Source organism: Achromobacter anxifer, assembly GCF_903652925.1.
Taxonomy (GTDB): Bacteria; Pseudomonadota; Gammaproteobacteria; order Burkholderiales; family Burkholderiaceae_B; genus Achromobacter; species Achromobacter anxifer.
Map to the genome: position 1 here is coordinate 171,487 of NZ_CAHLAR010000011.1, position 22,881 is coordinate 194,367.

21 protein-coding genes are annotated in these 22,881 nt (G+C 67.3%); 16 read left to right on the plus strand and 5 right to left on the minus strand.

The window, feature by feature from the left end:
* Positions 1–76: 76 nt before the first annotated feature.
* Together HWY37_RS28170 and HWY37_RS28175 are read left to right on the plus strand one after the other, a co-directional pair.
* The gene (locus HWY37_RS28170) at positions 77–1,102 is read left to right on the plus strand and encodes a sensor histidine kinase (protein ID WP_175208579.1); all 1,026 of its coding nucleotides are present in this window, start codon (positions 77–79) and stop codon (positions 1,100–1,102) included.
* A complete protein-coding gene (locus HWY37_RS28175; protein ID WP_175208580.1) occupies positions 1,099–3,027 on the plus strand; it encodes a potassium transporter Kup in 1,929 nt (642 codons plus the stop codon). The genes HWY37_RS28170 and HWY37_RS28175 overlap by 4 nt, the downstream gene beginning before the upstream one ends.
* Positions 3,028–3,459: 432 nt before the next feature.
* On the opposite strand, the gene argG is transcribed toward HWY37_RS28175, so the two are convergent.
* Both argG and HWY37_RS28185 read right to left on the minus strand, forming a co-directional pair.
* The gene (argG, locus tag HWY37_RS28180; RefSeq protein WP_013392627.1) at positions 3,460–4,800 is read right to left on the minus strand and encodes an argininosuccinate synthase; all 1,341 of its coding nucleotides are present in this window, start codon (positions 4,798–4,800) and stop codon (positions 3,460–3,462) included.
* A 77-nt stretch (positions 4,801–4,877) separates the two neighbouring features.
* Positions 4,878–5,810, minus strand: coding sequence for a LysR family transcriptional regulator (locus HWY37_RS28185; protein ID WP_175208581.1), 933 nt, complete (start codon positions 5,808–5,810; stop codon positions 4,878–4,880).
* 97 nt (positions 5,811–5,907) lie between these two features.
* On the opposite strand from HWY37_RS28185, the gene HWY37_RS28190 reads away from it, so the two are divergent.
* The 5 genes from HWY37_RS28190 (at position 5,908) to HWY37_RS28210 (ending at position 9,787) form a co-directional block, all read left to right on the plus strand.
* The gene (locus HWY37_RS28190; protein ID WP_176090312.1) at positions 5,908–6,774 is read left to right on the plus strand and encodes an amidohydrolase family protein; all 867 of its coding nucleotides are present in this window, start codon (positions 5,908–5,910) and stop codon (positions 6,772–6,774) included.
* Positions 6,775–6,844: 70 nt separating this feature from the next.
* Entirely contained in the window at positions 6,845–7,798 is a 954-nt protein-coding gene (locus tag HWY37_RS28195) for a Bug family tripartite tricarboxylate transporter substrate binding protein (RefSeq protein ID WP_176090313.1), read from the plus strand.
* Between the two features lie 2 nt (positions 7,799–7,800).
* A complete protein-coding gene (locus tag HWY37_RS28200) occupies positions 7,801–8,331 on the plus strand; it encodes a carboxymuconolactone decarboxylase family protein (protein WP_176090314.1) in 531 nt (176 codons plus the stop codon).
* A 13-nt stretch (positions 8,332–8,344) separates the two neighbouring features.
* Positions 8,345–8,908: a DUF4286 family protein gene (locus tag HWY37_RS28205; RefSeq protein ID WP_176090315.1), complete on the plus strand. Its 564-nt coding sequence runs from the start codon at positions 8,345–8,347 to the stop codon at positions 8,906–8,908.
* Positions 8,909–8,935: 27 nt separating this feature from the next.
* Entirely contained in the window at positions 8,936–9,787 is an 852-nt protein-coding gene (locus tag HWY37_RS28210) for an alpha/beta fold hydrolase (protein WP_176090316.1), read from the plus strand.
* Positions 9,788–9,863: 76 nt separating this feature from the next.
* Here HWY37_RS28210 and argF read toward each other — a convergent pair whose 3' ends face one another.
* Together argF and HWY37_RS28220 are read right to left on the minus strand one after the other, a co-directional pair.
* The gene (argF, locus tag HWY37_RS28215; RefSeq protein ID WP_175208640.1) at positions 9,864–10,805 is read right to left on the minus strand and encodes an ornithine carbamoyltransferase; all 942 of its coding nucleotides are present in this window, start codon (positions 10,803–10,805) and stop codon (positions 9,864–9,866) included.
* Between the two features lie 58 nt (positions 10,806–10,863).
* Positions 10,864–12,045, minus strand: coding sequence for an aspartate aminotransferase family protein (locus HWY37_RS28220; protein WP_175208587.1), 1,182 nt, complete (start codon positions 12,043–12,045; stop codon positions 10,864–10,866).
* A gap of 209 nt (positions 12,046–12,254) precedes the next feature.
* On the opposite strand from HWY37_RS28220, the gene HWY37_RS28225 reads away from it, so the two are divergent.
* Positions 12,255–12,545 carry a DUF3579 domain-containing protein gene (locus tag HWY37_RS28225; protein ID WP_013392635.1) on the plus strand — a complete coding sequence of 97 codons (291 nt, stop codon included), beginning with the start codon at positions 12,255–12,257 and terminating at the stop codon, positions 12,543–12,545.
* Positions 12,546–12,623: 78 nt separating this feature from the next.
* On the opposite strand, the gene HWY37_RS28230 is transcribed toward HWY37_RS28225, so the two are convergent.
* On the minus strand, positions 12,624–13,343 hold the full coding sequence (locus HWY37_RS28230) for a GntR family transcriptional regulator (protein ID WP_175208588.1): 720 nt from the start codon (positions 13,341–13,343) through the stop codon (positions 12,624–12,626).
* Between the two features lie 247 nt (positions 13,344–13,590).
* Between HWY37_RS28230 and HWY37_RS28235 the strand changes: the two genes are divergently transcribed.
* The 8 genes from HWY37_RS28235 (at position 13,591) to HWY37_RS28270 (ending at position 22,697) form a co-directional block, all read left to right on the plus strand.
* Entirely contained in the window at positions 13,591–14,331 is a 741-nt protein-coding gene (locus HWY37_RS28235; RefSeq protein ID WP_176090317.1) for an aspartate/glutamate racemase family protein, read from the plus strand.
* 91 nt (positions 14,332–14,422) lie between these two features.
* Positions 14,423–16,000, plus strand: a complete 1,578-nt coding sequence (locus HWY37_RS28240; RefSeq protein WP_175208590.1) for an ABC transporter substrate-binding protein — start codon at positions 14,423–14,425, stop codon at positions 15,998–16,000.
* 61 nt (positions 16,001–16,061) lie between these two features.
* On the plus strand, positions 16,062–17,054 hold the full coding sequence (locus HWY37_RS28245; RefSeq protein WP_175208591.1) for an ABC transporter permease: 993 nt from the start codon (positions 16,062–16,064) through the stop codon (positions 17,052–17,054).
* Positions 17,044–17,985: an ABC transporter permease gene (locus tag HWY37_RS28250; RefSeq protein ID WP_175208592.1), complete on the plus strand. Its 942-nt coding sequence runs from the start codon at positions 17,044–17,046 to the stop codon at positions 17,983–17,985. Before HWY37_RS28245 ends, HWY37_RS28250 begins: the two co-directional genes overlap by 11 nt.
* Before the next feature lie 24 nt (positions 17,986–18,009).
* Positions 18,010–19,203 (plus strand): amidohydrolase family protein, encoded by a 1,194-nt coding sequence (locus HWY37_RS28255; RefSeq protein ID WP_176090318.1) that lies wholly within the window; start codon positions 18,010–18,012, stop codon positions 19,201–19,203.
* On the plus strand, positions 19,200–20,690 hold the full coding sequence (locus HWY37_RS28260) for an amidohydrolase family protein (RefSeq protein WP_175208594.1): 1,491 nt from the start codon (positions 19,200–19,202) through the stop codon (positions 20,688–20,690). The genes HWY37_RS28255 and HWY37_RS28260 overlap by 4 nt, the downstream gene beginning before the upstream one ends.
* On the plus strand, positions 20,690–21,724 hold the full coding sequence (locus HWY37_RS28265; protein ID WP_175208641.1) for an ABC transporter ATP-binding protein: 1,035 nt from the start codon (positions 20,690–20,692) through the stop codon (positions 21,722–21,724). The genes HWY37_RS28260 and HWY37_RS28265 overlap by 1 nt, the downstream gene beginning before the upstream one ends.
* Complete coding sequence (locus HWY37_RS28270; protein WP_175208595.1) at positions 21,714–22,697, plus strand: ABC transporter ATP-binding protein; 984 nt, start codon at positions 21,714–21,716, stop codon at positions 22,695–22,697. Before HWY37_RS28265 ends, HWY37_RS28270 begins: the two co-directional genes overlap by 11 nt.
* Positions 22,698–22,881: the final 184 nt, after the last annotated feature.

The following is a 22,881-nucleotide window of genomic DNA, read 5'->3' on the forward strand; positions in this document are numbered from 1 at the left end:
CACTCCTACCGCTTCCCCGGTTTCACGCCCCTTACTCCCCTCCCGTTCGCTCGCGCGGCATCTGGTGATCCGCCTGATGCCGCCGATCCTGCTGCTGGTCCTGCTGGACCTGGCGGCCACCTGGGTCATCACGCACAAGATCGACATGTCGCTCTGGATGCTGGAAGATTTCTTCTGGCTGATGGTGGTGGGGCAGGTCGCGCTGATCGCGCTGTTCACCTGGGTGGTGGTGCAGGGCGTGCGCTCCGGGCTGCGTTCGGTCAATCATCTGTCCGAAGAGATCAGGCAGCGCTCCATCGATGACATGCAGCCGCTGGAAGTGGCCGGCGTCCCGATCGAAATCGAGCCCCTGGTCACCCACACCAATGATCTGCTGCTGCGCCTGGACGCCTCGCTGGCGGCGCAGCGCCGCTTCATCGGCCATGCCGCGCACCAGCTGCGCACGCCGCTTTCCGGCCTGCGTCTGGAATCCGAGCTGATGCTGGCGCGCCCCTTGCCGGACGACGTGCGGGCGCGCGCGGAACGGATCAAGGCGGTCAGCGACCGCATGATCCGCCTGGGGCAGCAATTGCTGGTCCTGGCGCGCGCCGACCCCAATGCGCGCCCGCAAGACAGTTTCGTGCGCGTCGACCTGTGCGAATGGGTGCGGGCGAATGGCGCTGAATGGTTTCCGCGGGTGCGCGAGGCGCGCTATGAACTGGACCTGGTCGCGCCCGACGCGCCCATCTGGATCGACGCCGATCCGCTGTTGCTGGCGGAACTGCTGGGCAACCTCATCGACAACGCGTTGCGCTACGGCAATGAGACCGGCCGTATTACGCTGATCGTCGGCGCCAATCCGCCGTCGCTGACGGTGGAAGACGATGGGCCGGGTATTTCCCCCGACGAGCGCGAACGCGTGTTCGAAGCCTTCTACCGGTCACCGACGGCCACTGCCGGCGGTTCCGGCCTGGGACTGGCCATCGTGCGCGAGATCGCGCATGCGCACGGCGCCTGGTGGAAGCTCACCAGCCGCCCGGACTTTGCAGGAACACGGCTGTCCGTCGTGTTTCCCGGCCCCCGCAAGGGAGCCCAACTCACTCGTCAAGAACCTACATCATGAGCCAGGGCTCGGTCAGCGTTCCTTCCTCGTCCAACGGGCAAGCACTGGGCGGACATGCGCCGTCGTCGCGGGCGGCCCTCATCCTGGGGGCGCTAGGCGTGGTGTACGGCGATATCGGCACCAGTCCCCTGTACACGTTGCGGGCCTGTCTGACGGGCCTGAGCGTGCACACCGACCTTGAGCCGGCCCACCTGCTGGGCGTGCTGTCCATCCTGTTCTGGATGCTGATGGTGGTGGTGTCGTTCAAATACGTGATGCTGGTGCTGCGCGCGGACAACCGCGGCGAGGGCGGCACGCTGGCCCTGCTGGAACTGGCGGTGCGGGCGCGCGAGGGCAAGCTGCGCTGGGTACTTATTGTGCTGGGCATCTTCGGCGCGGCGCTGTTCTACGGCGATAGCATGATCACGCCGGCGATTTCGGTGCTGTCGGCGCTGGAGGGCATAAGCATCGTGTCGCACCAACTGGACGCCTGGGTCGTGCCGTTGTCGCTGGTGGTACTGGTCGCCCTGTTCGCGATCCAGTCGCATGGCACGGGCGCCATGGGCAAGCTGTTCGGGCCGGTCATGCTGCTGTGGTTCGGCACGCTGGCCGCGCTGGGCGGCTGGCAGGTCTGGCAGACGCCGGAAGTGCTGCGTGCGCTGAACCCGATGTGGGGCCTGCGCTTCATTGTCGAGTTTCCCTGGATCAGCTTCGTGCTGCTGGGGGCAGTGGTGCTGGCCCTGACCGGCGCCGAGGCGCTGTATGCGGACATGGGCCATTTCGGCCGTCCGGCGATCCGCCGCGCCTGGTTCAGCATGGTGCTGCCGGCCTTGACGCTGTGCTATTTCGGTCAGGGCGCGCTGTTGCTGCGCGATCCGACGGCCATACGCAATCCCTTTTTCATGATGGCGCCTGAGTGGGGGCTGGCTCCGCTGGTGGCGCTGGCCACGGTCGCGACGATCGTGGCTTCGCAGGCGGTGATTTCGGGCGCCTATTCGGTCACGCGCCAGGCGGTGCAACTGGGCTTCTGGCCGCGCATGCAGATCCTGCATACCTCGGCCATCGAGAAGGGGCAGATCTATCTGCCGCAGGTCAACGCGCTGCTGCTGTGCGCGGTGCTGATCCTGGTGCTGATGTTCCGCAATTCGGACAACCTGGCCGCGGCCTATGGCTTTGCGGTGACCGGGACGATGCTGACGACCTCGGTGCTCGCGTTCGCGGTGTTGCCTCGCGGTTCGACGGGCCTCAAGCGCCTGGTGTGGTTCGTGGTGCTGGGCTTGCTGCTGCTGTTCGACGTGCTGCTCTTCTCCGCCAACGTGTTCAAGATCCACGAAGGCGGCTGGTTGCCGCTCCTGGTGGCCATCGTGGTGTTCACGCTGATGATGACGTGGCGCCGGGGCCGCCGGTTGCTGTCAGAAATGCAGCAGCGGGACCGCCAGCCGCTCAAGGAGTTCATGGCGCAGCTCGAGGAGTATCCGCCGTCGCGGGTGCCGGGCACGGCCATCTTCATGACGATGAATTCCGGCAACGTGCCGCCGGCGCTGCTGCATAACCTGAAGCACAACAAGGTGCTGCACGATCATGTGCTGTTCCTGACGATTCTGGTGGCGGACGTGCCCTATGTTTCGCCGGAAGAGCGTTTCTCCGTGCATAAGCTGTCGGCGTCCAGCTGGCAGGCCACGATCAACTACGGCTTCAAGGAAGATCCGGACGTGCCGGAGGCGTTGCGGCTGGTTGCCGAGGCTTATCCGGAGATCGATCTGGAGCCGATGCGGACTTCCTACTTCCTGTCGCGGCAGACGGTGGTGGCGGCGAAGAAGCCGGCCTTGTGGCGGTGGCGGCGGGCGGTGTTTTCCTTCATGGCCAGGAACTCGACTCGGAGTACTAAGTTTTTCAAGATTCCGGCTAATCGGGTGGTGGAGATGGGGATGCAGGTGGAGCTTTAGCCTGCTGCTCTTGCGTGTTTTTGAGTGGCTGTTTTTGAGTTCTTTTGACGCCAGCGGCGCCGTGGGCCTGGGGCGAGCGGGTCAACGATTGCGGCCCGGAGCCTTCGCTCCGGGCTTCCCCTTCGTCATCTTCGTCAAGGCCTTCGGCCTCTCCTTCAGATTCCCTCGGGCTTATCGACTCCCCGCTCGCCCCAGGCCCACGGCGCCGCTGGCTCCGTTTGCTGAATTTTCACGGGTGCTGGGCAGGGCGGTGTGCTTGGCGTTCTTGCCACTGGTTTCGGTGTGGCGAAGGATCTTGCGGGGCCCGCCCCCGGCCGGCCGCGCGGGCGGCCTTTGGGGGCTTACACGGTGTCTTGCGGTTGGTGTGGGCGCAGCTCCAAACAAAAAGCCCTTCGGCATGCCGAAGGGCTTTCTGGTTTTGGGCTTGAAGAATTACTTCTTCTTGCCTTCGTCGCTCAGCTGGGGCAGCGAGCTGCCGGAGGAGGCGAGCAGGCCGGTCTTCACGTAGGTGAAGAGCTTGCCGCGGGTGTCGACGATGTCGAGGTTGCGCATGGTGAGCTGGCCGATGCGGTCCGCGGGCGTGAACGGGGCGTTTTCGACCTTTTCCATGGACAGGCGCTCGGGCGCGTACGTCAGGTTGGGCGATTCGGTGTTCAGCAGCGAGTAGTCGTTGCCGCGGCGCAGTTCGATCGTGACTTCGCCGGTGACGGCGCGGGCGACCCAGCGCTGGGCGGCTTCGCGCAGCATGATGGCTTGCGGGTCGAACCAGCGGCCCTGGTACAGCAGGCGGCCGAGCTTGCGGCCGCTTTCGCGGTATTGCTCGATGGTGTCTTCGTTGTGGATGCCGGTGACCAGGCGTTCGTAGGCGATGAACAGCAGGGCCAGGCCCGGGGCTTCGTAGATGCCGCGGCTCTTGGCTTCGATGATGCGGTTTTCGATCTGGTCGCTCATGCCCAGGCCGTGGCGGCCGCCGATGCGGTTGGCTTCGAGCATCAGCTCGACCGGGTCGCTGTATTCCACGCCGTTCAGGGCGACCGGATGGCCTTCCTCGAAGCGGACGGTGACTTCCTCGGCCTTGACGGCGACGTCGTCGCGCCAGAACGCGACGCCCATGATGGGCTTGACGATGCGGATGCCGGAGTTCAGGTGCTCCAGGTCCTTCGCTTCGTGGGTGGCGCCCAGCAGGTTGGAGTCGGTGGAGTAGGCCTTTTCAGCCGACATCTTGTAGTCGAAGCCGGCCTGGCGCATGTACTCCGACATTTCGGAGCGGCCGCCGAGTTCGTCGATGAAGCGCTGGTCGAGCCAGGGCTTGTAGATCTTCAGGTCCGGGTTGGTCAGCAGACCGTAGCGGTAGAAGCGCTCGATGTCGTTGCCCTTGAAGGTGCTGCCGTCGCCCCAGATGTTGACGTCGTCTTCCTTCATGGCGGCCACCAGCATCGTGCCGGTCACTGCGCGGCCGATGGGGGTGGTGTTGAAGTAGGTGATGCCGGCGGTGGAGATGTGGAACGCGCCCGATTGCAGGGCGGCGATGCCTTCGGCCACCATCTGCGCGCGGCAGTCGATCAGGCGGGCCTTTTCGGCGCCATAGGCCATGGCCTTGCGCGGGATCTCGTCGTAGTCGGACTCGTCGGGCTGGCCCAGGTTCGCGGTGTAGGCGTACGGGATGGCGCCGTTATTGCGCATCCACAGGAGCGCAGCGCTGGTGTCGAGGCCGCCGGAGAAGGCGATGCCGACCTTCTGGCCGGTGGGAAGGTTCGGGAGGATAGTGGTCATTGTTTGAAGTGAGACGCCAACAGGACTTGGACAGCAGACTTTGACAGCTGCTAGCCGCCAAACAAGAGAAACGGACGCTATTTTAACTCTTTTGCCGCGGGCGGGCCCGCAGGCGAGAACAGCGCCGGCAGTTCCAGCTGCCGGATCAGGAGCGCGGTGGCGGAGGCCAGCCGGGTGGCGGGGCGGTGGCGGGCGCTGGCCAGCACCAGGTTGTTGGTGATGGTCGGGTCGACGATGTCGCAAAGCTCCAACTCGTGTTCCGCCGCCGGGCCGCGCGCCGCCGAGCGCGGCAGGATGGCGTAGGCGTCGCCCTGGGCGGCCAGTTCGACGATGGTCTGGACGGCGTCGACCTCGACCGCGATGGTCAGGCGCACGCCCTGGGCGCGGCACACGCTTTCGACCAGGGTGCGGATGGCGTTGGGCAGGCTGGGCACCACCAGCGGATAGTCGCCCAATTGCGCCACGCCGATCCGCGGCGGCAGGGCGGGCTGGTGGCCGGGAGCAGCCACCAGCACCAGGTCTTCGCGGAACAGCGATTCGTAGGCCAGTTGCGGCGAGGGCGCGGGGTCGTAGAGCAGGGCCAGGTCGACCCGGCCGGCCAGCAGCCATTCGCGCACCTGGGCGCTCAGGCCTTCGGCCACGGCGATGGAGGCTTCGGGGAAGCTGCGGCGGAAGGCTTGCACCAGCGGCGGCGTGATCACGCGCGCGATGCGGGGCGGCAGGCCCACCACGACCTTGCCGGTAGGGGTTTCGCGCAGGGTCTGCAGGTCTTCCTTGGCGCGTTCGGCCAGGGTCAGCAGGGCGCGGGCGTGCTCCAGGAAGCGCAGTCCGGCCTCGGTGGGCTCGGCGCCGCGCCCGTTGCGGTAGAGCAGGTGCTGGCCGAGCTCCAGTTCCAGCAGGCGGACCTGGCGGCTGAGCGTGGGCTGCGCCACGTCCAGCATTTCGGCTGCGCGGGAGAAGCTGCGCCTCTCGGCCACGCGCAGGAAGTACTCGATCTGCTTCAGGTCCATTTGGTATGCATAAATTCTATATCTGAAATCAAAGATATAGCATTGTTTGGCGGCGGGCAATCCGGGACGATGGCGTTTTCACCGCAGGAACCCGCCCGTGCCCGATTGCCGTCCCCCGCTTGCGTCGCCGTCCCGTCCCCGCCATGCCTTGCCGCCGGGCACATGCGATGCGCATTGCCACGTGTTCGGGCCGGCGGACGTGTTTCCGTATGCCGAGGGCCGCTCGTACACGCCGCCGGACGCGCCCTACGAGGCCATGGCCGCGTTGCACCAGCGCCTGGGCGTGGGGCGGGCGGTGGTGGTGCAGGCCAATTGCCATGGCTCGGATCACCGCGCCTTGCTGGACGCGCTGGCCCGCAGCGGCGGGCGCTATCGCGGCGTGGCGCTGCTGGGCGCGGATGCCACCGAGAGCGGCGTCCGGCAGCTGCACGAGGGCGGCGTGCGCGCGGCCCGTTTCAATTTTGTGCCGCATCTGGGCGGGGCCCCCGATCCGGCGGTCTTCGACCATGTGGTGGCGCTGATCGCGCCGCTGGGCTGGCATCTGTGCCTGCACCTGGACGGCGCGATGTTGCCTGAACTGCTGCCGCGCCTGGCCGCGCTGCCGCTGCCCTTCGTTGTCGATCACATGGGCCGGCTGAAGGCGGCCGACGGGCTGGCGTCGCCGGCGATGAGGGCCTTGCTGGGTCTGGCGGCGGTGCCGCAGGCCTGGGTCAAGGTGTCGGGCATCGACCGCATCGCGTCCGGCAAGCGGCCGTTCGCGGAGGGCGTGCCCTTCGTGCGCGCCCTGGCGGAGGCCTTGCCCGACCGTTGTTTGTGGGGCACCGATTGGCCGCATCCCAATGTCGCGGGCGACATGCCGGACGACGGCGAGCTGGTCGACATGTTTTTCGACGCCTGTCCCGACGCGGCGTTGCGCCAGCGCATTCTGGTGGACAACCCGGTGCGGCTGTACGGATTCGAGTAGGCGCAGCAAGCGCGTCCGCCATCCGGCGGCACGCGACCGATAAGAAAATTCCATTCAATCAGGAGACATCATGTTCAAGAAAATACTGTCCGCCGGCTTGCTGAGCTTGGCCGCGCTGGGCGCGGCCCGCGCCGAGGGGCCGGTGCGCCTCATCATCGCCTTCCCGCCGGGCGGCCCGGTGGACCTGGTGGGCCGGGTGCTGGCCGAGCAACTGGGCAAGGAGCTCAAGCAGCAGGTCATCGTGGAAAATAAGGCCGGGGCCAACGGCAATATCGCGGCGGCCTATGTGGCCAAGGCGCCGGCTGACGGTTCCGTGCTGTTCCTGACCAGCGTGGGCGCGGTGTCCATCAGCCCGGCGCTGTACAAGGACCTGCCTTATGACCCCGTGCGCGACTTCGCGCCGGTGTCCAGGGTGGTGAACAACGCCACGGTGTTCGTGGTGAACCCGTCCAATCCGGCGGTCGACGCGGCCGATTTCGTCAAGAAATCGCAAGCCGCCTCGCAGTCGGTGGCGATCGGCTCGTCGGGCATCGGCAGCATTCCGCACCTGACCCTGGAGATGTTCGCCGACTCCAGCAAGGCGAACGTGATGCACGTGCCCTACAAGGGCGCGGCCCCGGTCATCAATGACGTGATGGGTAATCAGGTGTCGGGCTTCTTCGGCGATGTGCCCGGCCTGATCAGCCACATCCAGGGCGGCAAGCTGAAGGCCCTGGGCATTGCCGCGCCGACGCGCCATCCGCTGCTGCCCGAGGTCAAGACCCTGGCCGAGCAGGGGATCGCCGGGGTGGAATCCAACAACTGGTACGGCATCGTGGCGCCGGCCGCCACGCCGCCCGCCACCATCGACAAGCTCAACCAGGCCGTGCGCGCCGCGCTGGGCACGGATAGCGTGCGTACGCGCCTGGAGAAATTCGGCGCCCAGGCCGCGCCCAGCAGCCCGCAGGAACTGGCGGCGCTGATCGCCGCCGACCGCGAGAAGTGGACCGCGCTGATCCAGCGCAAGAACATTCGTCCGGAGTGACCATGAACGCATGCAGAGTCGGGCTCGTGACGCCGGGCACCCGCCCGGAACTGGGGCAAGTGGAAGCGCGGATTTCGGCCGCTCGTGGGCGCATCTCGCCGCTATACCAGGTGCTGCTGAACAGCCCGGCGGTGGTCGACGGCTGGGAGGCCATGCTGACGGCGATCCGCAGGAATACCGGCTTGCCGCCGCGCCTGCGCGAGCTGATCATCCTGCGCGTGGCGACGCTGAACAATGCGCCCTACGAGTTCGAGGCGCACGTGCCGCACGCGCTGGCCGCGGGCATGCCCCAGGCGCTGGTCGAGGCATTGCGCAGCGGGCCGGCAGTGCCGGAGCTGCAAGGCCTGGAGCCGGGCGAGGCCGAGGTGCTGGCGCTGACGGACGCCATGACGCGCGACATCGAGGTGCCGGACGCCGTGTTCGCGCCGCTGCGCGAGCGCTACGACGATACGCAGCTGGTGGAGCTGGCCGCGACCGTTGGCGCGTACAACATGGTGTCGCGCTTCCTGGTGGCTTTGCGCATCGGACATTGAAAAGGAGACTGGAGTGCACGAAACCGTATTGCTGGTATCACTGGGCGAACGCTTCGACGAGCCGCGCGCCCGCGATCTTGCCCGCACACTGACGCAAGAGCTGGAGGGCTTGCGCGTCAACGCGTACGCCGCCGTGGAGGAAGACGAAACCTACGTCTATCTGCGCGGACCCGCCGGCGCCTTGCCGGAGGTCCAGGCGCGCCTGGCCGAGAGTTTTCCGGGCGCCCGCAGCCGCGTGCTGCACCAGACGCTGGACCTGGCCGGCGCCTCGGCGGGCCAGGATGCGCCGTGGCACTACATCGTCGAAACCGATGTGCTGCCCGAAGCGGAAGCCGACCTGAACGCCTGGTACGACCAGGAGCATCTGCCGGGCCTGGCGTCGGTACCGGGCACCGTGCGCGCCATGCGCTATGAGTGCCGCGATGAATCGCCGCGCTACCTGGCCTGCTACGACCTGCAGACGCGCGAAACCTTCGGCAGCCCGCCCTGGCTGGCCGTGCGCGCCAGCGACTGGAGCAGCCGCGTGCGTCCGTCATTCCGCAACACGCGCCGCACGATGTTCAGGAAGATCCTGTAGCGTCCGCGAGGACAGGGGAGAGCAGGCATGGAGATGAAAAAAATTCTGGCCGGGCTGGCCTGGGCTTGCGCGCTGGCGGCCCCGTTTGCCGCCAGCGCGCAAGCGCCCGGGCGCGTCAACGTGCTGGTCGGCAATGGCGCCAGCATCGAGGTGCTGGAACAGGGCGAGGGCCCGGCGCTGGTATTGCTGCCTTCGCGCGGGCGCGGCGCGGCGGATTTCGACGAGCTGGCCGCAAGCCTGGCGCAGGCCGGCTACCGCGTGTTGCGTCCGCAGCCTCGCGGCATTGGAGGCAGCACGGGGCCCATGGCGGGAATTACGCTGCACGATCTGGCCGAGGACCAGGCTGCCGTCATCCGCAACGTGGCGCGCCAGCCCGTGGTGATGGTGGGGCATGCCTTCGGCAACTGGGTGGCGCGCAGTACCGGCGTGGACCATCCCGAGCTGGTGCGCGGCGTGGTCATCGTGGCGGCCGCGGCCAAGCAGTATCCCAAGGGCCTGAGCGAGCATGTGGACCGCAGCGCCGACCTGTCGCTGCCCGACGCCGAACGCTTGAAGTCCATCCAGTACGCGTTCTTCGCGCCGGGCAAGGACGCCAGCGTGTGGCTCAACGGCTGGTACCCGGAGGTCAGCGAAAGCCAGCGCCTGGCGGGCAAGGCCACGCGCCAGTCCGATTGGTGGTCGGGCGGCGCCAAGCCCATGCTGGATCTGCAGGCCGGGCTGGACCTGTTCAAGCCGCCCGCCACCCGCAACGAGATCCGGGACGAATTCGGCGACCGGGTCTCGGTCGTCGTCATCGAGGGTGCGGGGCATGCCTTGGTGCCGGAGAAGCCGCAGGAAGTGGCCGACGCCATCGTCGCCTGGGAACGCGGGCTGCGCTGAATTTCATCCAGGCGGCGGAAACGAGAAGGGCCAGGACATCGGTAGATGTCCTGGCCCTTTGCCATGCCGGCGGGGCTTACTTGAGCTGGCCCAGCAGCAGGAATTCCATCAGCGCCTTTTGCACGTGCAGGCGGTTTTCGGCTTCGTCCCAGACCACGCTTTGCGGGCCGTCGATGACTTCGCCGGTGACTTCCTCGCCGCGGTGGGCGGGCAGGCAGTGCATGAACACGGCCTGGGGATCGGCGGCGGCCATCATTTCGGCGTCCACGCACCAGTCGGCGAAGGCGGCGCGGCGCTCTTCGTTTTCGGCTTCATAGCCCATGCTGGTCCAGACGTCGGTGGTGACCAGGTGCGCGCCCTTGCAGGCTTCCATGGGGTCCTTGAACTGGCGCAGCACCTTGGCCGATGGCGTGCCGATGCGCGAGGCTTCGAGCTCGTAGCCGGCGGGCGTGGACACGTGCAGCGTGAAGCCCAGCATTTCGGCGGCATGCAGCCAGGTGTAGGCCATGTTGTTGGCGTCGCCCACCCAGGCCACCGTCTTGCCGGCGATGGGGCCGCGGTGCTCGATGTAGGTGAAGATGTCGGCCAGGATCTGGCAGGGGTGGAATTCGTTGGTCAGGCCGTTGATCACGGGCACGCGCGAGTGCGAGGCGAAGCGCTCGATGCGGGTCTGCTCGAACGTGCGGATCATGACGATGTCGACCATGCGCGAGATGACGCGCGCGGTGTCTTCGATGGGCTCGGAGCGGCCCAGCTGCGAATCGTTGGAGGTCAGGTTGATGACCGAACCGCCCATCTGGTACATGCCGGCCTCGAACGACACGCGGGTGCGCGTGCTGGCCTTTTCGAACACCATTGCCAGCGTGCGGTCGTGCAGCGGCATGTGGGGTTCGTAGCGTTTGAACTTGTCCTTGATCAGGCGCGCGCGGTCCAGCACGTAGGCGATCTCGGCGGACGAGAAGTCCTTGAACTGCAGGAAGTGCCGCAACGGGCCGGTTTGAGTCGTGGGAGGAGTCATGGTGATGTCGCAGGTCATGGGGCCCGGCCAGGCTCATGGCCCGGACGGGACGTTGATTTTATGGTGTTTCGGCCAGGAATTCCCGGATGAGCGGAACCAGGATGGCGACGATGCGGTCGGCTTCCTCGCGGTTCAGGATCAGCGGCGGCAACATGCGGATGACGCGGTCGCGCGTGACGTTGATGAGCAGGCCGGCCTCCATGGCGCGCATGGCCAGCACGCCGCAGGGGCGCGCAAGCTCGATGCCCAGCATCAGGCCGCGGCCGCGGACTTCGGTGACGCCCTGGACGCCGGCCAGCGCGTCGGCCAGGGCGGTCTTCAGGTGCGTGCCCACGGCGTGGGCGTTGTCCAGCAGCTTTTCGGATTCCAGGGCGTCCAGCACGGCCAGCCCGGCCGCGCAGACCAGCGGGCCGCCGCCGAAGGTGGTGCCGTGGCTGCCGGGCGTCAGCACGCCGGCGGCCGGGCCCGCGGCCAGCATGGCGCCGATGGGCACGCCGCCCGCCAGGCCCTTGGCCAGGGTCATGACGTCGGGCACGATGTCGGCCCACTGGTGGGCGAACCACTTGCCGGTGCGGCCGATGCCGGACTGGACTTCGTCGATCATGAGCAGCCAGCCGCGCTCGGTGCACAGCCGGCGCACTTCCTGGAGGTAGGCGATGTCGGAGGGGCGGATGCCGCCTTCGCCCTGCAGCACTTCCAGCAGCACGGCGGCCACTCGCGGCTCGGCGTCGCCCGCGGCGCGCACCGCGTCCACGCTGTTGTAGGGCACCTGGATGAAGCCCGAGGGCAGGGGCTCGAAGCCCTTGCGCGCCTTTTCGCTGCCGGTGGCCGCCAGCGTGGCCAGCGTGCGGCCATGCCAGGACGAGTCCATGGTGATGATGTGGGCGTGCTTGTTGCCGCGCTGGTAGGCGTAGTAGCGCGCCAGCTTGATCGCGGCTTCGTTGGCTTCGGAGCCGCTGTTGTTGAAGGCGACTTCCTGCATGCCGGACAGCTGCGTCAGGCGCGCGGCCAGCGCGGTCTGCTGCGGCACTTCGTAGATGTTCGAGGTGTGGATGACGCGGGCGGCCTGCTCGCTGATGGCGGCCACCAGTTTCGGATGCGCGTGGCCCAGGCAGGACACTCCGATGCCGGCCAGCGCGTCCAGGTACTTGCGGCCCTGCTCATCCCACAGCCAGACGCCCTGGCCGTGCGTGAACGATACCGGCAGCCGGGCATAGATATTGGCCAGAGGCGAGGTCATCGCGGATCCTCCTGGGGATGAAGCGGATTGCGCCGGAGGGCTGCCGGAGTTCCGGCGGGACGCCGCCGGTCTGGCGGGGCATTTTCCCAGGCGAATCGCTTTTTGAAAGAGGGCAAAGGATCAATCATATACAATTCGCGGCGCAGGGCGCATGTTTGATCACGCCGAAGATCCGGCTTTCGTGAAGGGCGCGCTGTAGTGAAGAACTCATGGCAACTCGCGTCAGACAATTCGTAATTCATGGCGTTACCGAAAGTGGTAGCCGCTTTCGCCCCAGCGATTGGGCGGAACGGCTCGCCGGCGTAATGGCACAGTTCCGGCCCGCCGGCTGTGCCGGTAACCACCTCACCTATTCGCCCTATGTGCTGCCCGTCGTGATCGACGGCGTGCGCGGGATCGTGGTCGACTTGCGTTTGCGCGACCTGGAACCGCTGGCGTACAAGTTCGTGGTGGATTTCGCCCGCGACAACAACCTCAAGACGGAAGAACGCGAAATCTAGCCCCCCAAAACCGAAAAGCGCCCAGACCGGGCGCTTTTTCGTTGGCGGGTCCCATGCGCCCATCGGGTGGGCTTGCGCCTACGTGCCGTAACGATCCAGGATCTTGCGGATATCGCGCACGCCCTGGCCGTCCGCGGTCAGCAGGGCGCGGGCGGTCACCGATTCCAGGTGATGCTCCAGCAGATGCAGCACATGCTTCTCGTCGCGCGCGCGCAGGCCGGCGACGATCTCCATGTGCTCGCTGACCGCGCATTCGCTCGAATGCGGGCGGCCATACAGCGCCAGGATCAGCGAGCAGCGCGACACGATCTCGTTCACATAGCGCGCGTACACCGCATTGCCCGACAGCTCGGCCATCAGGATATGGAATTCGCCTGACAGCCGGATAGATTCGTTGGTGCTGTTGCGCTTGCGGGCTTCCTCCTCCTGGGCCACGTGCTGCTCCAGCCGCGCCAGTCCGGCCTCGGTGACGTGCAGCAGCAGGCGGCGCGCGACGTCGCGCTCCAGGCAGCGGCGCGCCTCGAAGATGTCGTGCGCCTCTTCCAGGCTGGGACGGGCCACCGCGGCGCCGCGGTTCGGCCGCAAATCCACCAGGCCTTCGCTGAACAGACGCGTCAATACGCTGCGGACGATGGTCCGGCTGACGCCGAAACGTTCGCCGATGACGTCCTCGGGCAGCTTGTCGCCCGGCAGCAAAGCCTGCTCGATGATCGCGCGGCGCAAATTTTTGTATACGATTTCATTGCGGCTGATGTCTTTCTTGGCGGGCTCGTTGGCCGGCGGCGCGAGGGACGTCATCTTCTTGTTGGCTCCTATGCCTGCGCGCTTTCTGTGCGTTGGAATGGTTCGGCGTAAGCCGCCGTCGCGCATTTTCTTGGTGCAGGAAAGCATACTACACCGCAGGCTAAGGGTTAGCGATAGCTTGCTGGAGCGGCTGTGCGGAGTACATTGGCGACATAAATCGTATACAAATTTTTATACAAAATAGTCCAGACTGTTCTTTGTTTAATGGATTTTTTGTATACAAATAAACAAAGGCTGATCCATGTCCGCAGTGCCCCAGGCCGTCGCCACCGAGCTGTCCCTGTCCTCGCCTTACCGCCTGCTGGTGGTCAACGGCAACACCACGTCCGAGCTGACCGACAGCCTGGCCGGCCAGGCCGAAGCCTTTTTCGGCGGCTCGGTCCATGTCCATGCCGTTACCGCCGGCTTCGGCCCCGCCTACATCGCCAGCCGGGCGGAGGCGGCCATAGCCGCCCATGCCGTGCTGGACATCGTGGAGCGGGCAGCGGGGCAGGAGCCGGACGGCGGCTTCGACGCCTGCCTGCTGGCTTGCTTCGGCGAACCGGGCATCGGCGCCGTGCGCGAACGCCTGGCTGTGCCCGTGGTGGGCATGGCCGAGGCTTCGATCCTGAGCGCCATGCAGCGCGGCGACCGCTACGCCATCGTGACGGTGGGGCAGCGCTGGCCCGGCATGCTGCGCGAGCAGATCCGCCAGCTGGGGCTGGAGTCCCGCTGCGCCGGCATCCTGGCCCTGCCGGGCAACGCCCTGGATTACGTCTCGCGTTCGACCGAGTCGGCGCTGCATGTCAGCCGCGCGCTGGACGCCGCCGTGGCGCAGGGCGCCGACGTGGTGATCGTGGCCGGGGCCGCGCTGGCGGGCTACCTGCCGAGCCTGCCGCGCCTGCCGGCGGTTCCCATCATCGATTCCTACCGCGCCGCGCTGGCCCAGGTGCTGGCGCTGGCGTCCCTGGAGCGCGCGCAGCGGCTGTCCCTCAGCCGCTGACCCGCGCCGTCCCGGCCTCTTTTTGCCTTACCCACCGCGCCGGGCACGACCCTGGCGAGTTCAGACCGATACACAAGGGAGAGTTGCAGCCATGAAGACTTTGCTCAAGTGGACCGCGGGCGCCGTGATCGCGCTGTCGGCCATCACGGGGGCCTCCGCCGCCAACACGCTGAAGTGGGGCGCCGCCCGGGACCTGGATTCGCTGGATCCGTACTCCTACGGCAGCACCTTCAACCTGGCGTTCCTGAACCATGTGTACGAAGCGCTGATCCGCTACGACGACAAGTTCAACATCACGCCGGCGCTGGCGGAGTCCTGGGAGGCCACGTCGCCCACGGTGCTGCGCTTCCATCTGCGTAAGGGGGTGAAGTTCCACAATGGGGCGCCGTTCTCGGCGGACGACGTGGTGGCGTCGATGACGCGGGTGTCGGACGATGCCTCGCCGCTCAAGGGCAACCTGCCGGCCTTCAAGGCGGTACGCAAGGTGGACGACTACACGGTCGATATCGAGATGACGCATCCGTACCCGCTGATGCTCAACGACCTGACCAACATCTTCATCTTCAACCGCCAGTGGCTGGTGGACAACAACAGCCTGAAGCCGACGGACGCCGCCAAGAAGATCGAAGGCTATGCCACGCACAACGCCAACGGCACCGGTCCCTTCAAGGTGGAGTCGTACCGCCCGGACACCCGCACCGTGCTGGTGGTGAATCCGGATTGGTGGGACAAGCCGCGTCACAACCTGGACCGCATCGAGTTCACGCCCATCGCCTCGGCGCCCACGCGGGTGGCGGCATTGCTGTCGGGCGACATCAACTTCACCGAGAACGCGCCGCTGCAGGACCTGGACCGGCTGCGCGCGGCGCCCAACGTCAAGGTGCTGGCCTCGACCGAACTGCGCACCCTGTACTTCGGCTTCAACCTGGGCGACAAGCTGGTCGGCTCGAACATCACCGACAAGAATCCGTTGAAGGACCTGCGCGTGCGCCAGGCGCTGTACATGGCGCTGTCGCCGGAACTGATCCAGAAGCGCGTGATGCGCGGGCTGTCGCGCACCACCGGCGCGCTGGTGGCGCCGTCCATCCCGGGCTACCAGGAGAAACAGGAAGAGCGCTTGCCGTTCGACGCCGCGCGCGCCAAGAAGCTGCTGGCCGAGGCTGGCTATCCGGACGGCTTCACCGTGTCGCTGCTGTGCTCGAACGACATGTTCGTCAACGAAGAGGAAATCTGCCAGGCCGCCGCGTCCATGTGGGCGCGGATCGGCGTCAAGGCCTCGCTGGCCAGCGGTCCGCGCTCCTTGCAGAACCCCAAGCGTTCGCGCGGCGAATTTGACATCACCATCCACGGCTGGGCCAACGAGCCGCAGATCGACGCGCTGTCCATCCTGCTGCAGGTGATGCATAGCCGCAGCGGCCCGGCCGGCGTCTTCAACTGGGGCCAGTGGGGCGATGCGGCGCTGGACGCGAGAATCGACGCGGCCGCGGCCGAAATGGACCGTCCCAAGCGCGTGCGCATGATGGAAGAGATCCTGCAGACCCTGCACGACGACGCGCGCTTCCTGCCGCTGCACCAGCAGCCGATGGCCTGGGCGGTGGGCAACAAGGTGGGCGAGGTGCTGCAGATGCCGGACAACAAGGCGCGCCTGTGGACCGTGCGCATGCAATGAGGCCGCGGACCGCCGCCCGCCGGCGGTCCGGGGAACGACACTGGTCTGAAGGGAGCCGCACATGCTGGCGTTCATAGTGAGAAGGGTGGTCAACGCGGTCGGCGTCATGCTGGCGGTGGCGCTGCTGGCCTTCGTGATTTTCCGTTTCGTCGGCGACCCCGTCGACATGATGCTCAACGAACAGGCCTCGCAGACGCAGCGCGACGAGCTGCGCGAGCGCCTGGGCCTGAACGCCTCGGTGGGCATGCAGTTCGTGCACTTCGTGACCAACGCGGCGCAAGGTGAGTTCGGCATTTCCTACCGCAATCAGCAGGACGTGTTCGCGCTGGTGGCCGAGCGCTTTCCGGCCACCTTCGAACTGGTGCTGATGGCGACCCTGCTGTCGCTGGTCATCGGCGTGCCCATGGGCGTGCTGACCGCCATCTACCGCAAGTCGCGCCTGGCTCAGACGCTGCAGTTCGTTTCCATCCTGGGCATATCGCTGCCCAGCTTCGTGGTCGGGATCATGCTGATCCTGATCTTCTCGGTGCAGCTGGGCTGGCTACCAGGCTTCGGACGCGGCGACACGGTCAAGATCGGCTGGTGGACCACCGGGCTGCTCACGCCTTCGGGGCGCGCCGCGCTGGTGCTGCCGTCCATCACGCTGGCGCTGTTCCAGATCACGCTGATCATGCGCCTGGTGCGGGCCGAGATGCTGGAGACGCTGCGCACCGAGTTCATCAAGTTCGCCCGCGCGCGCGGCCTGCCGGACCGGGTGGTGCATTTCCGGCTGGCCTTGCGCAACTGCCTGATGCCCGTGATCACGGTCACCGGCATGCAGATCGGAAACCTGATCGCCTTCGCCCTGATCACGGAGACGGTGTTCCAGTGGCCGGGCATGGGCCTGCTGTTCATCCAATCGGTCATGTTCGTGGACATCCCCGTCATGGCCGCCTATCTGGTGATCGTGTCCTTCATCTTCGTGGCGCTGAACACGCTGGTGGACATGATGTACGGCGTGGTGGATCCGCGCCTGCGCAGCCAGCACGTCAAGGGAGGCGCCAATGCTCACTAAATCCATTTCCGGGGCGCGGCAGGGCCGGGTCGCCCGCTTCCTGCAAAGCGACCTGTGGTGGAGCCTGCGGCAGGACTACCTGGCCATGGGAGCCGGCATCGTGCTGCTGGCCGTGGTGCTGCTGGCGGTGTTCGCGCCCTGGATCGCGCCGCAGAATCCCTATGACCTGGCGCAGCTGGACCTGTTGAACGCGGAGCTGCCGCCCGTCTGGGTGGAGGGTTCGGATCCGCAGTTCCTGCTGGGCACGGACACCCAGGGCCGCGACGTCTGGTCCGCCATCCTGTATGGGTCGCGCATGTCGCTGGTGATCGGCCTGGCCACGGTGGTGCTGTCCCTGGCCATTGGCTTGCTGGTGGGGCTGGCGGCGGGCTACTTCGGCGGCTGGATCGATAATGCGCTGATGCGCCTGGGCGACACGCTGCTGAGCATCCCGACCATCCTGGTGGCGATCCTGGTCACGGCGGTGTTCCGTCAGCTGCTGCCGCCGGGCCTGCGCGAAACGCTGTCGGCCGTGATCCTGATCCTGGCCATCTCCATGACCAACTGGGTGCAATACGCGCGCACGGTGCGGGCCTCGGCGCTGGTGGAGCGCGGCAAGGAATACGTGCAGGCGGCGCGCCTGATCCGCGTGAGTTCGCTGCGCATCATGCTGACGCACATCCTGCCCAACACGCTGACGCCGGTCATGGTGACGGCCACCCTGAACCTGGGCCTGGCGATCCTGATCGAGGCCACGCTCAGCTTCCTGGGCGTGGGCATGCCGCCCACCGAGCCCTCGCTGGGCACGCTGATCCGCCTGGGCAACCAGTTCCTGTTTTCGGGGCAGTGGTGGGTGGTCGTGTTTCCCGCGCTGTACCTGAGCCTGATCGTGCTGGTGGTGAACCTGCTGGGCGACTGGCTGCGCGACGCCCTGAATCCCCGCTTGCGCTGAGCGTAATCCGACAAGAGTAGAACCATGCAAAACGCAACGCTGTATACCCAAGTCCGCCCGGCGGGCGGTGAGATGACCTCGGTGCTGGTGCGCGACGGCCGCATCCAGGCGCTGGGCGGACCGGCTCCCGCCGGCGTGGAGACCGTGGACGGGGGCGGCGCGCTGATGCTGCCGGGCCTGATCGACGCCCACGCGCACCTGGACAAGACCATGTACGGCATGCCCTGGTACCGCAACGAGGTCGGTCCGCGCCTGATCGACAAGATCGAGAACGAGCGCGCCGAAAAAAAACGCCTGGGCATCGATCCGTACCGCCAGTCGGCGCGCCAGCTGGTGATGTCGATCGGCGACGGCACCAGCCACATCCGCAGCCACGTGGACGTGGACACGGACATAGGCCTGGCGGCGATCGAAGGCGTGATGCGCGCCCGCGAGCAATACCGCGACCAGATCGACGTGGAGATCGTCGCCTTCCCGCAGAGCGGGCTGCTGATCCGGCCGGGCACGCCGGAGCTGATGGACGAGGCCCTGCGCATGGGTGCGGAGGTGGTGGGCGGGCTGGACCCGGCCGGCATGGACCGTGACCCCAAGGGCCATCTGGACGCCATCTTCGGGCTGGCCCAGCGGCATGGAAAACCCATCGACATCCATTTGCACGAAGCGGGCGAGCTGGGCGCGTTCTCGATGCAGATGACCATAGACCGGGTGCTGGCGCTGGGCATGCAGGGCAAGGTCACGCTGTCGCATTCCTTCTGTCTGGGCATGCCCGATACGCAGGCGGTGCAGGCCCTGACCGAGGGCCTGTTGAAGGCAGGCGTGCACATCATGACCACCGGCTCGGCCTCGCGGCCGGTGCCGAACGTGGCGCGGCTGCACGCGGCCGGCGTCACGGTCTGCACGGGCAACGATGGCATGCGCGACACCTGGGGCCCCTACGGCAAGCCCGACATGCTGGAGCGGACCATGCTCGTGGGCCTGCGCAACAACTTCCGCCGCGACGACGAACTGGAACTGGCGCTGCACGTGGCGACCTACGGCAACGCCCAAGTCATGGGGCTGTCCGACTACGGCCTGGCGCCGGGTTGTCGCGCCGACTTCGTGCTGGTGGACGCCGAAACGGTGGCCGAAGCCATCGTCTCGCGCCCGGTGCGCAAGCTGGTCGTCAAGGGCGGCCGCGTGGTCGCGCGCGGCGGCCGCGCGCTGGCGGAGGCGCCATGAGCAGCGCCGCGGCAGGTCCCGTCCTGTTGACCGCGCGCTGGGTGGTGGGCCATGAGAACGGCCGGCATTGCCTGTACGAGAACGGCGAGGTGGTGTTCGAGGGCGACCGCATCGTCTACGTCGGCCACCGCTACCCGGGACAGGTCGCGCAGCGGCGCGACTACGGCCGGGCGCTGATCGGCCCGGGCTTCGTCGACCTGGACGCGCTGTCCGACCTGGATACGACCATCCTGGGTTTCGACAACTCGCCAGCCTGGAAGAAGGGCCGCATCTGGCCCGAGACCTACATGCGGCAAGGGCCGTACGAGATGTACTCGGGGGCCGAGCTGGCGTTCCAGAAGCGCTACGCCTTTGCCCAGCTGATACGCAACGGCATCACGACGGCGCTGCCGATCGCGTCGTTGTTCTACCGCGTGTGGGGCGAGACCCGCGACGAGTTCCTGTCGGCGGCCAACGCGGCCGGCGAGCTGGGGCTGCGCGTGTACCTGGGTCCGGCCTACCGCAGCGGCCATACCTATGTGGACGCGGGCGGCAAGATCCGCTGCCACTACGACGAGGCGCGCGGCATGGCGGGCCTGGAGGCGGCCCTGGCGTTCTGCGATGAGATCGAAGGCCGGCACAACGGCCGCGTGCGCGCCATGCTGTCGCCCGACCGCATCGAGACCTGCACGGCGGACTTGCTGCGCGCATCCGCCGCCGCCGCGCGCGAGCGGAACATTCCGGTCCGGCTGCATTGCTGCCAGTCGCGCCTGGAGTACGACCTGGTGCTGGAACAGCACGGAATGAGTCCGCCGGAATGGCTGCGCAGCCTGGATTTCCTGTCCGAGCGCGCCTTGCTGCCGCATGGCACCTATGTGTCGGGTTCGCGCCATATCGACCGGCCGGGCCGCGACATGGAAATCATCCGGGATTCCGGCGCCAGCATCGTGCATTGCCCGCTGGTGTCGGGCCGCCACGGCGCCACGCTGGAATCGTTCGCGCGCTATCGCAAGCTGGGCGTGAACATCGGCATGGGCACGGACACCTGGCCGCCCGACATGGTGCTGAACATGCAGGTGGGCATGATGCTGTGCCGCGTGACTGATGGCTCGACCGAGGCCGTGCGCTCCGAGGACTATTACGACGCGGCCACGGTGGGCGGCGCCGACGCGCTGGGCCGTCCCGACCTGGGCCGGCTGGCCGTGGGCGCCAAGGCCGACATCGTGGTGTTCGATTTTTCGCACGACCGCAACGGCCAGCTGATCGACCCGATACAGACGCTGATGGTGAGCGGCAGCGGGCGCGATGTGTCGCAGGTCGTCATCGACGGCCGCTTCGTCATGGTGGACGGACGCATTCCCGGCTTCGACGCGCGCCTGGCGCAGGAGCAGGCGCAGACGCAGTTCGATGGCCTGGTCGCCCGCTATCCCGACCGTACCTGGGGCCATCCTCCGGCCGAACAGATTTTCTCCTCCAGTTATCCGCGTCCCGCAAGGAGCCCGTCATGATGGCAGTCGTTCCCAGCATCGCGCAGCCGCCGGCCACCGGCGCCAGTGCCACGCCGACCCTGTCCGTGCGCGGCCTGTCAGTCGAATTCCCCACGCGCCATGGCGTCCTGGTCGCCACGCGCGACATCAGTTTCGATATCCAGCCGGGCGAGATCCTGGGCATGGTCGGCGAATCCGGCGCGGGCAAATCGCTGACGGGCATGGCGGTGATCGGCCTGCTTGAACCGCCCGGGCGGCTGGGCGGCGGCGAGATCCACCTGGCCGGCCGGCGCATCGACAATCTGCCGCCGAAGGCGCGCCAGCGCCTGCGCGGCAAGGAGATCGGCGCGATCTTCCAGGATCCGCTGACCAGCCTGCATCCGCTGTTCACGGTGGGGGACCAGCTGGTCGAGACGATCCGCCATCACGACAAGGTGACGGCCCAGGCGGCGCGCCAGCGCGCGCTGGAACTGCTGCTGGCGGTGGGCATCCCGGCAGCGGACAAGCGCATCGACCACTATCCGCACCAGTTTTCCGGCGGCATGCGGCAGCGCGTGGTGATCGCGCTGGCCCTGGCGGCCCGGCCGGCGCTGATCATTGCCGACGAGCCCACCACGGCGCTGGACGTATCGGTGCAGGCGCAGATCACCGCGCTCCTGCGCCGCCTTTGCCGGGAGCAGGGCACGTCGGTGCTGCTGGTGACGCACGACATGGGCGTGATCGCCGAAACCGCCGACCGCGTGGCCGTGATGTACGCGGGCCGTATCGTCGAGATCGGGCCGGTGCTGGACGTGCTGCGCCGCCCAGGCCATCCCTATACGCAGGGCCTGATGAACGCGATTCCCGGCCTGCGCCAGCGCGCGGCCCGGCTGAACCAGATCGACGGCGCGATGCCGCGCCTGCACGCCATGCCCCAGGGCTGCGCGTTCCATCCGCGCTGCGCCATGGCGGGGTCGCGTTGCGGCCAGGAACGTCCGCCGCTGGCCGCGTCCCCGGCCGGCGCCACCGTCAGCGCCTGCTGGCTGCATCAAGGAGGAGTCGCCCATGCCGCGTAACGACGATGTACTGTTGCGGGCCGAGGACCTGGCCTGTTGGTTCGACGTATCGCCGCCCTGGCTGGAACGCACCTTGTCGCGCCAGCCCGAGCAGACCTTGAGGGCGGTGGACGGGGTGTCGCTGGCGGTGCCGCGGGGCACGACGCTGAGCATCGTGGGCGAATCGGGCTGCGGCAAGTCGACGCTGGCCAAGCTGCTGGTGGGGCTGGTGGCGCCCACGCGCGGGACGTTGCGCTACGGGCGCAACCGCAAGGGCGGGGTGCTGCATCCGCAGATGATTTTCCAGGACCCGTACGCCAGCCTGAATCCGCGTTGGCGCGTGGGCAATATCGTGGCCGAACCGATCCGGACGCTGGGCCTGCGTGCCACGCCGGCCGAGACGCGGCGCCGGGTGGACGAGCTGCTGGAGCTGGTGGGCCTGTCCGCCAGCGACGCGGGCCGTTTCCCGCACGAGTTCTCCGGCGGCCAGCGGCAGCGGATTTCGATTGCGCGGGCGCTGGCGACGGAGGCTGAGTTCCTGGTGTGCGACGAGCCGACGTCCGCGCTGGACGTGTCGGTGCAGGCGCAGATCCTGAACCTGATGGGCGATCTGCAGAAGGAGTTCGGGCTGACCTATGTCTTCATCAGCCACAACCTGTCGGTGGTGCGGCATGTGTCGGACAGCGTGGCGGTGATGTACCTGGGCCGCATCGTGGAGCAGGCGCCCGCCGATCAGCTATTCGATGCGCCCCAGCATCCGTATACGCGGATGCTGCTGGATACGATCCCGGACCTGGACGATCCGAGGCGGGATCGGGAGCCTATGGGGGGAGAGGTGCCGAATCCTATCTCGCCGCCGCCGGGGTGCACGTTTCATCCCCGGTGCGGGATGGCGCGGGAGCAGTGCAAGGTGGAGGCGCCGGCGGTTGTTAGTGTTGGCGGACGTCAGCTGCGGTGTCATGCGGTGACTTGGGATGTGGTTAAGGCGGCGTGAATTTTTTCCTCAGTGGCATTGGTTCTTAGGGCGCCAGCCGGGGCGGGTGGTGTTCTTGGCGTTCTGGCCACGAACGGTGGGGGATGGCGGGTCTTGCGGGGCCCGCCCCATGCCGGCCGCCCGGGCGGCCTCGTGGGGCCTACGCGGTGTCTTGCGATTTGCGATGACGCTGCGCGCCACCCAT